The 12,124-nt window shown below is 61.8% G+C and carries 10 protein-coding genes and 1 pseudogene; 4 read left to right on the top strand and 7 right to left on the bottom strand.

Going from position 1 to position 12,124, the window contains the following annotated elements; genetic code table 11:
- Positions 1 to 720: 720 nt before the first annotated feature.
- Positions 721 to 1,533, top strand: coding sequence for an alpha/beta fold hydrolase (locus ACTD9P_RS07780; RefSeq protein ID WP_438867243.1), 813 nt, complete (start codon positions 721 to 723; stop codon positions 1,531 to 1,533).
- Positions 1,534 to 1,560: 27 nt separating this feature from the next.
- Here ACTD9P_RS07780 and ACTD9P_RS07775 read toward each other — a convergent pair whose 3' ends face one another.
- The 4 genes and pseudogenes from ACTD9P_RS07775 to ACTD9P_RS07760 all read right to left on the bottom strand — a co-directional run bounded on the left by ACTD9P_RS07775 (position 1,561) and on the right by ACTD9P_RS07760 (position 6,020).
- Complete coding sequence (locus ACTD9P_RS07775) at positions 1,561 to 2,403, bottom strand: methyl-accepting chemotaxis protein (RefSeq protein WP_425540602.1); 843 nt, start codon at positions 2,401 to 2,403, stop codon at positions 1,561 to 1,563.
- Between the two features lie 15 nt (positions 2,404 to 2,418).
- Positions 2,419 to 2,646, bottom strand: a pseudogene (locus tag ACTD9P_RS07770) (HAMP domain-containing protein); the annotation flags it as partial.
- A 996-nt stretch (positions 2,647 to 3,642) separates the two neighbouring features.
- Entirely contained in the window at positions 3,643 to 5,055 is a 1,413-nt protein-coding gene (locus tag ACTD9P_RS07765; RefSeq protein ID WP_438867242.1) for an aminotransferase-like domain-containing protein, read from the bottom strand.
- Positions 5,056 to 5,258: 203 nt separating this feature from the next.
- Positions 5,259 to 6,020, bottom strand: a complete 762-nt coding sequence (locus ACTD9P_RS07760) for an SDR family oxidoreductase (protein ID WP_438867241.1) — start codon at positions 6,018 to 6,020, stop codon at positions 5,259 to 5,261.
- Positions 6,021 to 6,248: 228 nt separating this feature from the next.
- Here ACTD9P_RS07760 and ACTD9P_RS07755 point away from each other — a divergent pair, with 228 nt between their 5' ends.
- A complete protein-coding gene (locus ACTD9P_RS07755) occupies positions 6,249 to 7,256 on the top strand; it encodes an NADP-dependent oxidoreductase (protein ID WP_438867240.1) in 1,008 nt (335 codons plus the stop codon).
- Between the two features lie 123 nt (positions 7,257 to 7,379).
- On the opposite strand, the gene pyrF is transcribed toward ACTD9P_RS07755, so the two are convergent.
- On the bottom strand, positions 7,380 to 8,078 hold the full coding sequence (gene pyrF / locus ACTD9P_RS07750) for an orotidine-5'-phosphate decarboxylase (protein WP_056859708.1): 699 nt from the start codon (positions 8,076 to 8,078) through the stop codon (positions 7,380 to 7,382).
- A 261-nt stretch (positions 8,079 to 8,339) separates the two neighbouring features.
- On the opposite strand from pyrF, the gene ACTD9P_RS07745 reads away from it, so the two are divergent.
- Positions 8,340 to 9,104, top strand: a complete 765-nt coding sequence (locus ACTD9P_RS07745) for a response regulator (RefSeq protein WP_438867244.1) — start codon at positions 8,340 to 8,342, stop codon at positions 9,102 to 9,104.
- Positions 9,104 to 10,138, top strand: a complete 1,035-nt coding sequence (locus tag ACTD9P_RS07740; RefSeq protein ID WP_438867239.1) for a sensor histidine kinase — start codon at positions 9,104 to 9,106, stop codon at positions 10,136 to 10,138. Before ACTD9P_RS07745 ends, ACTD9P_RS07740 begins: the two co-directional genes overlap by 1 nt.
- Here ACTD9P_RS07740 and ACTD9P_RS07735 read toward each other — a convergent pair.
- Both ACTD9P_RS07735 and ACTD9P_RS07730 read right to left on the bottom strand, forming a co-directional pair.
- Complete coding sequence (locus tag ACTD9P_RS07735) at positions 10,135 to 11,196, bottom strand: AI-2E family transporter (RefSeq protein ID WP_138816015.1); 1,062 nt, start codon at positions 11,194 to 11,196, stop codon at positions 10,135 to 10,137. The genes ACTD9P_RS07740 and ACTD9P_RS07735 overlap by 4 nt on opposite strands.
- A 73-nt stretch (positions 11,197 to 11,269) precedes the next feature.
- Positions 11,270 to 12,088: a DUF4892 domain-containing protein gene (locus ACTD9P_RS07730; RefSeq protein WP_438867238.1), complete on the bottom strand. Its 819-nt coding sequence runs from the start codon at positions 12,086 to 12,088 to the stop codon at positions 11,270 to 11,272.
- Positions 12,089 to 12,124 lie beyond the last annotated feature (36 nt).

The raw sequence follows: 12,124 nt of genomic DNA, 5'->3' as shown, positions 1-12,124 counted from the left end.
GTCAATTCATCTGTCACTGATCCACCGCATTCGCGAGCAAGCCCGCTCCCACAGTTGACCGCATGCAGTTTTGAATATGAGGTCGGCTGCGGATTTGCATGCACTGAATAGCTGCTTTTCTGTGAGAGCTGGCTTGTCGGGTCGCCGCATCGCTGCGATGCAGACACCTCGGTGTATCAGGTACACGGAGTTGATGCTATCGCAGGCAAGCCAGCTCCCACCTTTGACCGAGTATGGCTCTGCTGTTGCTGTTGCTCCGGCCCTTACATCCTTTTCGATGACGAAGTCAGCGGTCTTTTGATCTGCGCTTGTGATCTTGATCTTGATCTGAAATCGCCCCGTCAAACACGATGGCCGCAATTCGACAGGGATTTGGGGGATAAACCGGCAGAGATGCCGGTTTAGCCGCGCTGGGCCAAGGATGGCCCATCGCGGCGCCCCCCCCCCCCCAAATCACTGGCGGATTGCGGGCATGCCGAGCCTAAGCGAGGCACCGAGTGTTGGGGCGAAGACTTTTTGCTTACTTTTGGCTGGGCCGGCATTCCGGTCTTTACAAAAGTGACCCGCTGTAAGAGCGGAACCATAGGCCGCCGTTACCTAAATAACGGATATGCCCCCAACGCAACACGCCACAATAAAGTGCCATCACTTTGCACCTATCCCCCCGCCCCCGACTAGCGTAAAAAAGTGCCCCTAACTCCGTGAAGTCAGAGGCCTGCTATGCCTGTCGCCGTCATTGATGGACAACCGCTGCACTACGTCGACCAGGGCACCGGCCCGGTCGTTCTGCTGGGTTCAAGCTACCTGTGGGACCGCAACATGTGGGCGCCGCAAATCGAAGCCCTGTCGCAACAGTACCGCGTGATCGTCCCCGAACTCTGGGGCCATGGTGAGTCCGGCGCGCTGCCGGCCCAAACCCAGTCCCTGGACGATCTGGCGCGCCAGACCCTGGCCCTGCTGGACCAGTTGGACATTGCACAAATCAACCTGGTGGGCCTGTCGGTGGGCGGCATGTGGGGCGCACGCCTGGCGTTGCTGGCGCCGCAACGCATCAACAGCCTGGTGCTGATGGACACCTACCTCGGCGCCGAGCCCGAGGCCACGCGCCAGTATTATTTCTCGCTGTTCAAGATGATCGAAGACGCCGGTGCCATTCCTGAGCCGTTGCTGGATGTGATCGCACCGATCTTCTTCCGGCCAGGCATCGACCGCGAGTCGGCGCTGTACCAGGATTTCCGCCGGTCGCTGCAAGCCTTCTCCAAGGAGCGTTTGCTGGACAGCATCGTGCCATTGGGCCGCCAGATCTTCAGCCGCGCCGATATCCTCGACCAACTGCACCGCCTGGACACCGACACCACCCTGATCATGTACGGTGTGCAGGACAAACCACGCCCACCCGCCGAATCCGAGGAAATGGCCGTACTGATCGGTTGCAGCCTGACCCTGATTCCAGACGCCGGGCACATCTCCAGCCGCGAAAACCCGGACTTCGTCAACGAAGCCCTGCTGACCTTCCTCGCCAACAACGCCTGATCGTACGGCTCCGCCTTTGCTCACTGATCAAAGGCGGAAGTGCCCCACCATGCCCTTGAGTTCGGCCCCCAGCTGCGCCAGCTGAATGCTCGACGCGGCGTTGCCTTGCATGCTCAGCGCCGATTGGTCGGCACTCGCGCGGATACTGGTGACACTGCGATTGATCTCTTCGGCCACCGAACTTTGCTCCTCGGCGGCGGCTGCAATCTGCTGATTCATCTGCTGGATCAGGGAGACGGCAGCGGCGATGCTGCCCAACGCGCTCTCGGTTTCCAGCGCATCGCTGACGGCCAGTTTCACCAGCTCGCCGCTTTGCTGAATCTGCTGCACCGAAGACTGCGCCGCACTGCGCAACGTACTCACCAACCGCTCGATTTCCTCGGTCGATTGCTGAGTGCGCTTGGCCAGCGCCCTCACCTCATCGGCCACCACCGCAAAGCCGCGGCCTTGCTCGCCGGCGCGGGCGGCCTCGATGGCGGCGTTAAGGGCCAGCAGGTTGGTTTGCTCGGCGACGCTTTTGATCACCCCCAACACCGTGCCGATGTGCTGGATTTCGGCACTGAGGCTGTCGATGCTGGCGCTGGCACTGGTGCTGGAGGACGCCAGCAACTCAATGCGCTGCAGGCTCTGACGCACCACCTGCTGGCCGCTGTCGACCTTGGCATCGGCGGTCTGCGCCGCTTGCGCGGCTTCTTCGGCGTTGCGCGCTACGTCATGCACGGTGGCGGTCATCTGGTTCATCGCCGTGGCGACCTGTTCGGTCTCCTCTTTCTGGCTGCTGACCTCTACATTGGTTTGTTCGGTGACACTGGAAAGTGATTGCGCAGAGCTGGCCAATTGCTCGATGCCGGCCTGCAGGCCGCTGACCATCTGGCTCAAGCCAGTGCCCATCTGTTGCATCGCTTGCATCAACTGGCCGATTTCATCACGGCGACTGACCTCCATCCGCCCACTCAGGTCTCCTGCGGCAATCTGCTGGGCCACCGCGATCACACTGCGCAGCGGCGCCACGATCAGGCGGGTAATCAGCCAGGCGGCAATCAGCCCCACCAACAACGCCAACGCCGAGGAGCCGATGATCAGCAGCGTGCTTTTGCGCAATTGCGCCTGCATCGACTGGTCTTCGGCGGCATACGCCTGGTTGACCCGGCTGACCACTTGGTCGGCACGCTCATGCAATTGCTTGTAGACGATTTTTTCCTGAGCCAGCAAACCGGTGTACTCACCGAGCTTTTCGCTGAAAGCGGCAATATGCCCGGACACCTCATTGAGCACGGTCTGGTAACCCGCGTCCTTGACCGAGGTTTTCAACTGCTCAACCTGCGCCAGTGCCTGGTCGGCCTGTTCGATCTTGCCCTGCTCGGCGTTGTCGGCATCGGCCTTGCGGCTCTGGTCCAGGCGCACCCGCGCCTCGTTCATGGCTTGCAGCATCAAACGCGAGACCTGGCTGACCTGCCCGGCCTGCTCGATAAACTCGGCGCCCTCCTTGCCCTGGCTTTCCTTAAGGCCATAGGCGCCATCGTCGGCCAGGCCGGCTTGCAGCACATCGAGGTTATTGGCCACGCTGGAAACCGACCAACTGGCCATCTCCAGCGCCAGGTCCTTGGTCTGGGTCAACTCGACAAATTCATCGAACGCCTTGCGATACGCGGCCAACGCCTGCTCAACGTCGCCCATCACCGGCAAATTGGCAGCGGACTGGGCCTTGAGCGTGGCCGCCAGGGCAGCCAGTGCATCGACGCTCGCATGCAAGGCATCGACGGCCTTGGGGTCGGCATGCAACGCGTAGTCCTGCTCGATCAAGCGCACCTTGAGCAAGCCGCTGTTGAGCGAAGACATGGCATTGAGGCCTTCGAAACGCTGGCCAACGGTTTGCAGCGACCACACGCCAATGGCCGCCACCAGCGCCGTCAGCAGCAGCACCAGGGAGAAGCCCAAGCCCAGTTTTTTTGCCATACCGAGGTTGGCGAAACGACGTTGCACGGCCGAAATCATTGCACTTGAGTCCTCTTGCACGGGCACACGCCAGCAAGCCTGGTTGCCATGCAGCGAGATTCGCAACGACACGCCATTGGCACAAGACGTTGGCGTCACAATAATGGCAAAAAGCTACATGCTCGTCGTTTTCAGAATGGTCGAGGTCGATCTGGCAGGCCCCATGGCGCGGAACAACGCCAACGCGCGCTGATCAGCAGCATTGGCCACATTGATGCGCAGCCAGTCACTGGGTTCGCCCCGGGGAGTAAACAGCGCCCCGCTCGAGAGCAGGACGCCGAGTCGACTCGCGCACGCCTGCAGCCGTGAATGATCGCCCAGGCCCGGGCGTGCCCACACAAACATGCCGCCCGCAGGCATGGCAAATACCTCCCACTCTTCATCCTCCAGTACCTGCAGGGTTGCCGCCATTTGCAGGTTCAAACGCTTGCGCAGGCGTTGCACCCACTTACGATAGGTGCCATTGGCCAGCAGCGTGGCGACGACTGCTTCGGCAAACCGCGAGGTGCCGATACCAGTCAGGGTCTTGAGGCTGGCCATTTGCGCAACGATGGCCGTGCTGGCACTGACGTAGCCCACGCGCAAGGCACTGCTCAGGGTCTTGGAAAAGCTTGATACATAGATCACCCGGTCATCATGGGGCAACGCCGCCAGTCGCGTGCAACTGGCGTGCTGCAGGTCGCCATAAACGTCCTCTTCAATGATCAGGAAGCCATCGCGTCGCGAAAGCTCCAGCAACCGTTCAGCCACGGCGCGGCACAGGCTGGTGCCGGTGGGGTTGTGGTAGAGGCAGTTGATGAACAGGCACTTGGGACGGTGCCGTTGCAGCAGTTGCTCAAGCACCGGCATGTCCGGGCCACCCACGACACGCGGGACCTCCAGCAACGTGACGCCATGGCGCTCCAACTGTCGATAGAGGTTGGCGTAGCCCGGCGTTTCAACCACCACCGTGTCGCCGGCCTTGAGCAGCGAGCGTATCAGCAAGTCCTGTGCATGGCTGGCGCCATGGGTGGTGAGGATGCGCTCAAGGCAGGTTGCCACCTTCCTCTGGGTCAGCCGCTTGAGCAGTTGCTCGCGCAATGCCGGCAACCCCAGTGGCGTGCTGTAGTTGAAGAGGCCGGCCGTGTCGGTGCGGCTGATTTCACGTATCGCGTAGCACAAATCATCGCTTTCACGCCACGCGTCCGGCAGCCAGCCGCAGCCCAGTTTCAACTCGCCCAGCGGGCCATCGACATAGGCGCCCCAGCCCAGTTCTGCCCCCTCATACCAGTGGCTTTCCTGGCAAACAGGAGGCTGGGCGACCACAAATCCCGAGCCTTGCCTGGACGCCAGTACGCCCTGGGCCACCATTCGCTCGAAAGCCTCGATCACGCTCGACTGGCTGAGCAGATTGTCGAAGGCCAGTTGCCGGATGGATGGCAAGCGCGTGCCGGGGCTCGCGCCGCTCTTGCGTATCCAATGCGCCACCGCGCTGACGATTTGCTGCACCACCGGTACATGGGCTTGTCGATCGATCCCTAAATCCATGAGCCACTCACTTCAACTGTCTGTTATTCAACCCCAAACAGTTAAGCACAGAAGCTCGCACAAGCCGGTCGCAAACACTTATTAAAGTATTGATTTTATTGACTTATTTACCTGCTGATACACATTCTGACGAGGCCTTGTGCCAGCCGTGGAAACGCCCCACAGCAGCCCAATACTTTTCCAAGAGTGCGTGGCATTGAGTCCTAGATAGCCGTTGCGCCACCGTCCACCGCCAAGGCTTGCCCTGTGGTAAACGCCGCCCCATCACTGCACAGATACAGCACCGCACTGGCGATTTCCTCGACCTTGCCAATACGTCCGACCGGGTGCATTGCGGCGGCAAACTCGGCCTTGCGTGGATCGGCTTCATAAGCACGGCGGAACATGTCGGTGTCGATTACTGCAGGGCACACCGCATTCACACGAATTTTCTTCTTCGCATACTCGATGGCGGCCGATTTGGTCAGGCCGATCACCGCGTGCTTGGACGCCGCATAGATGCTCATCTTCGGCGCAGCGCCCAACCCGGCGACCGAGGCGGTGTTGACGATCGCGCCGCCGCCCTGGGCCAGCAACAGCGGGAGTTGATACTTCATGCACAACCACACGCCCTTGACGTTAACGCCCATGATCGCATCGAACTCATCCAGGCTGCCGTCGGCCAGCTTGCCCTTCTCGATTTCGATGCCGGCGTTGTTGAAGGCATAGTCCAGGCGCCCATAGGCGGCGATGGTCTGTGCCATCAATTGCTGCACGTCGGCGTCCAGCGTGACATTGCAGCGCACGAACAGCGCTTCGCCACCGGCGCTTTGGATTAACGCAACCGTGCTTTCGCCACCCGCCACATCCAGGTCGGCCACCACTACTTTCAAGCCTTCTGCGGCAAATGACAGCGCGGTGGCGCGGCCAATACCGGCGGCAGCGCCAGTCACCAGGGCGACCTGGCCGGAAAACGTCATGCTCATTGAGGATGTCCTATGCGAGAAATAGCCGTGGGCCGAGTCTAGCCAAGCGTACGGCGGGCGCGTCAGCACTATCATATGGCCGGTTGGGGTTGCATGAATCGCAGTGATAAGACGCCCAGGGCAACTATCAGCTCGACCTATCGGCGGGCATTCGCGCCCACCCTTAACCTTGCCCTCACGCGACTGAAGGTCTATCACTCAAAGCTCACTTCCAAAAGAGTCCCTGCCATGACTGCCCAGACCAACCGCCAATTCCTGCTCGCCAAACGCCCGGCCGGCGCGGCCACGCGGGAGACCTTCACCTACCAGGAAGTGCCGGTGGGCACGCCAGCGGATGGGCAAGTGCTGGTGCGCAATGAATACCTGTCCCTGGACCCGGCAATGCGTGGCTGGATGAACGAGGGCAAATCCTATATCCCACCGGTCGGCATCGGCGAAGTCATGCGGGCGCTGGGCGTGGGCAAGGTGATCGCTTCGAACAACCCGAAATTCGCCGTGGGTGAATACGTGAACGGCGCGCTGGGTGTGCAGGACTATTTCCTGGGTGAGCCGCGCGGCTTTTATAAGGTCGACCCAACACTGGCGCCACTGCCGCGCTACTTGTCAGCGTTGGGCATGACCGGCATGACCGCCTACTTCGCCCTGCTCGATACCGGCGCGCCCAAGGCTGGCGATACCGTGGTGATCTCCGGCGCCGCTGGCGCAGTGGGCAGCATTGCCGGGCAGATTGCCAAGCTCAAGGGCTGCCGCGTGGTAGGCATCGCCGGAGGCGCCGACAAGTGCAAGTTCCTCATTGATGAACTGGGCTTTGACGCCGCCATCGACTACAAAAGCGAAGATGTACCCGCCGCCCTCAAGCGCGAATGCCCCAAAGGCGTGGATGTGTATTTTGATAACGTTGGCGGCGATATTCTTGACGCCGTGCTCAGCCGCCTGGCCTTGAAAGCACGGGTGGTGATCTGCGGCGCAATCAGCCAGTACAACAATAAAGAAGCGGTGAAAGGCCCGGCCAACTATTTGTCGTTGCTGGTCAATCGTGCGCGCATGGAAGGGTTTGTGGTGATGGACCACGCGGCGAACTTTGCCGCTGCTGGACAGGAGATGGCCGGCTGGATGGCCCAGGGCAAGCTCAAGAGCAAGGAAGATATTGTCGAGGGGCTGGAGACGTTCCCGGAGACGTTGATGAAGCTGTTCAACGGCGAGAACTTTGGGAAGTTGGTGCTCAAGGTTAACTGACACACTACTGATCCAAATGTGGGAGCGGGCTTGCTCGCGAATACGCAGTATCAGACACACATCAGGTGACTGACACTCCGCTTTCGCGAGCAAGCCCGCTCCCACATTTTAGATCAGTGACAATCAGGCGATTTCGGCGACGACTGCAGCCAATGCCTTGGCCGGATCTGCCGCCTGGCTGATCGGGCGACCGATCACCAGGTAGTCCGAGCCTGCATCCAGTGCCTGACGCGGCGTCAGGATACGGCGCTGGTCATCCTGGGCACTGCCCGCCGGACGAATCCCCGGGGTCACCAGTTGCAGCGACGGGTGCGCGGTTTTCAGCGCCTGGGCTTCCAGCGCCGAACACACCAGGCCATCCAGGCCAGCCTTCTGCGCCAGCGCCGCCAGGCGCAGTACCTGCTCCTGCGGCTCGATGTCCAGGCCGATGCCGGCCAGGTCTTCGCGCTCCATGCTGGTGAGCACGGTCACACCGATCAGCAAGGGTTTCGGGCCGCTGCGCTGCTCGAGCACTTCGCGGCAGGCGTTCATCATGCGCAGGCCGCCAGAGCAATGCACATTGACCATCCACACGCCCATTTCGGCGGCAGCTTTAACCGCCATCGCGGTGGTGTTGGGGATGTCGTGGAATTTCAGGTCGAGGAACACTTCGAAGCCTTTGTCGCGCAGGGTGCCGACAATTTCGGCGGCGCAACTGGTGAACAGTTCCTTGCCGACCTTGACCCGGCAAAGCGTGGGGTCCAACTGGTCAGCCAGCTTCAGTGCGGCGTCACGAGTGGGGTAATCCAGGGCGACGATGATAGGAGTCTGGCAGACGGACATTGGAATGGGCTCTCAGGCAAGTCGAAATCGGCGCGGATTGTAGCGCAAGCAGCGCCGTTACGGGATCCGATGATCGGTAAAATGCTGATCAGGCGCGCAGAACCAAGGATTTCGAGCAATTGTGTCAAGACTGATACATTCCCGACATGCCCTCAACACGCCCCGCGGCTAGCCTCGCGCACATGACCGCTCGCCCAGCACTTCCAGGCATGGAGTTGGGCGCCTATGCTCACCGTAACAACCCAGGCAGATGATCGCACTATGCATACCCCTACCGTCTCTGTAAACGAAGAGCCAAAAGGCGCGGCGATCGCCGAAGACAAGCGGTGGAACACCCGCGCGCTGATCGTCGATGACGACCTGCCGATCCGCGAACTGCTGATCGACTACCTGGCCCGCTTCAATATTCTCGCCACCGGCGTCACCGACGGCACGGCCATGCGCACCGCCATGCAAGCCGAAACCTTTGATGTGGTGGTGCTTGACCTGATGCTGCCGGGCGAAGATGGCCTGTCGCTGTGCCGCTGGTTGCGCACTGAGTCGGACATCCCGATTTTGATGCTCACGGCGCGCTGCGAACCCACCGACCGCATCATCGGCCTGGAACTGGGCGCCGATGACTATATGTCCAAGCCGTTCGAGCCGCGCGAGCTGGTGGCGCGTATCCAGACCATCCTGCGCCGGGTGCGCGATGACCGCACCGAGCAACGCGCCAACATCCGTTTCGACAACTGGCGCCTCAACAGCGTATTGCGCCAATTGGTGGCCGATGATGGCCTGGTAGTGCCGCTGTCCAACGCGGAATTTCGCTTGCTGTGGGTGTTTATCGAGCGCCCGCGCCGTGTGCTGAGCCGCGAACAATTGCTGGATGCTGCCCGTGGCCGCTCCATCGAAGCCTTCGACCGCAGCATCGATCTGCTTGTATCGCGCCTGCGCCAGAAGCTTGGGGATGACCCGAAAGCACCGCAACTGATCAAAACCGTGCGTGGCGAAGGTTACCTGTTCGACGCCCGGGATATCGGTTGATGCGCGCCACCTTCAATACGCTGTTTGGCAGGCTGTTCGGCGTATTGCTGGTGGCCATTGTGCTCGCTCATGTACTGGCGATCTTCTGGTTCCGCCACTACGGCCCACCACCACCGCCGCCCCAGGAAACCTTCGTCGAGCAACCCGACGGCACGATGAAGCCTTTGGCCCGCCATCATCGGCCTTGGTACGGCGGCCCCGTGGTGCCGCTGACCTTTCAGTTTATCTCGCTGATCATCGCCGCCTGGTACGGCGCCAAACTGCTGAGCCGGCCGATCCAGCGCCTGAGCGCAGCGGCCGAACGCTTGAGCCTTGACCTCGACAGCCCGCCGCTCGACGAGTCCGGGCCACGGGAAGCCCGCCAGGCTGCATCGACCTTCAACCTGATGCAAAAGCGTATCCGCGAACAAGTCAGCCAGCGCGCGCGCATGCTCGGCGCCGTCTCCCATGACCTGCGCACGCCGCTGTCACGCCTCAAGCTGCGCCTGGAGCAGATCGAAGACACCAAGCTGCAAGGCCAGATGCGCCAGGACCTGGACGACATGATCGGCATGCTCGACGCCACCTTGAGCTACCTGCACGAACAACGCACCAGCGAGACCCGGCACTGGCTCGATGTGCAGGCGCTGGTCGAGTCCCTCAGCGAAAACGCCCAGGACCAAGGCTCGGACGTACAGTTTTCCGGCTCGTGCGTACCGTTGCAGGTGCAACCGATGGCGCTGCGTTCGTGCCTCAACAACTTGATCGACAACGCCCTGCGGTATGCCGGCACGGCGCGTATTGAGTTGGCGGACAGCCGTGGCGCCCTGGTGATCCGCGTGATCGACCACGGGCCTGGGATTGCAGCCGATAAACGCGAGGCGGTGTTCGAGCCGTTCTTTCGCCTTGAAGGCTCGCGCAACCGCAACTCCGGCGGCGTCGGCCTGGGCATGACGATTTCCAAGGAAGCCGTGGAACGCCTTGGCGGCCACCTCAGCCTGGAGGAAACCCCAGGCGGCGGCTTAACCGCCGTGATGTGGTTGCCGAGAGCTTAAAGGGCTTTGTCTTCGCGACGTTCCTGCGCCTGGGTCGCACTCCAATCCGTCAGCAGGCTGTAGGCCACCGCCAACAAGGTCGGGCCGATAAACAAACCAATAAAACCGAAGGCGATCAAGCCGCCAAACACGCCCAACAGCACGATCACCAGCGGCAGGTTGCCGCCTCGGCTGATCAGGTACGGTTTGAGCACGTTGTCCACGCCACTGATGATGAACGTGCCCCATACACCGAGGAACACCGCATAGGTGTAGTCGCCCTTCCATGCCAGCCAAGCCGTGGCGGGGATCCACACCAGCGGCGGGCCCATGGGGATCAGGCTGAGCAGGAAGGTGACGATGCCCAGCACCAGCGCGCCCGGCACACCTGCAATCAGGAAGCCGATCAGCGCCAGCAGGGCCTGGGCCGCCGCCGTACCAATCACGCCGTTGACCACGCGTTGCACAGTGCCAGCCACCAGCTCGATGTAGTAACCGGCACGCTCGCCGATCAGGCGCTCCAACAGACGATGCACAAACACCGCCAGCCGCGGCCCATCCCGATAAAAGAAGAACACGAACACCAGGCTCAGGGTCAGTTCGAGAATACCGCCGCCAATTTGCGCGCTGCGCGCCAACAGCCAGTTACCCACCTGCCCCAGGTACGGCTTGATGCTGACCATCAACGCCGCGCCCTGTTGGTCGATGCTGTCCCAGGTCGCTACCAGGCGCTCGCCGACAAACGGGATCGAACCCAGCCAGGTCGGCGCCGCGGGCAAGCCGTCAACCTGGATATCCTTGATCAAGCCCACCGCATCGCGCACATGGTCGGCCAGGTTGAACCCCAGCCACACCAGCGGCACCGCCACCAGCAACATCCAGCCCAAGGTGAGGATGCCCGCCGCCAGGGATTCGCGGCCACCCAGCCAGCGCGTGAGCAAACGCATCAGCGGCCAACTGGCAAACGCCAGCACCGCGCCCCAGAACAGCGCCGACCAGAACGGCGCCATCACCCAGAAGCTGGCACCAAACAACACCAGCAGCAGGATTTGCACCAGTAGGCGATCGTTATTGAGCATCGGGTTTCTCGAGAATAAGGCTGTAGGAAGAGAGCTTAGGCGAACGGCGCGGGTCCGTTCGCCTTGATAACGGTCAGCGTATCAGATGCAGGTGCAAACCCTTAGCGTCACCGCTGCCGGTTTCCAGGCGGGCGGCACGCACGCCGCTGTCGATCAGGCCCTGGCGCCAGGCTTCGGCGGTCGGCCCGGTAAGGCTCACGCGCAAGGTGGCGTCGAGGTTCAAGCCACGGGAAATCAAGGTCAGCCAGGTGGCGTCAGGGGCGCTGCCGAGTGCCGGAAAGTCCAGCTCGCCAGTGCTTTTAAGCTCGCGCAGCAAGGTCGCCGACGTGGGCAGCAAGTCACCCAACGGCGCACTGGCGTCCAGTTGCTCCACATGCAGATAAGCACGGCGGTTGCCACGGGTGATGCCGTACAGCGCCACCAACGAATTGCCTTGCGGGGCGGCCAGGCGCAGCAGCAGGTATTCCTGCTGGCCGTCGGCGCCGACCAGCTTGGCATTGCCGAACACTTCATTGGCCCACAGGCTGCTCTCCCCGCAATCACGTGCCTGGCACCAGAACAACAGCTGCGCGCCCTTGGCCTGCAGCGCTTCGCGCGTCGCGGTAAACGCCGCGCTGGACGTGTGCTCGGCAGGCAGTTCATAGGTGATGGCCGTGGTTTGGCCGCGTGCCGTGGCCTGGCCTTCGTAGCGCAGCTGGCCGCTGATCTTGCGGATCGCGCCCATGGGGTAGATGCGTTCTTTTTCTTCAGCGGGGCGGTAATCGACGATTTGCGCATCGACCTGACGGGCCACGGCCGGTAGATCCTGGCTGCCCGGCACGTCGGCGGCGAACACCATAGGGCTCAAACAGCACAGCCCAAGGGCACGGAGACATCCTTTACGCAGGCTCATCGGATGGTTGAGCCCTGGCCATTAGTGGTCGCAGCG

The sequence above is a fragment of the Pseudomonas onubensis genome (assembly GCF_965653655.1).
GTDB lineage: Bacteria > Pseudomonadota > Gammaproteobacteria > Pseudomonadales > Pseudomonadaceae > Aquipseudomonas.
Note: the sequence above shows the minus strand (reverse complement) of the source record. Positions and strands in the feature narration are given on the sequence as shown.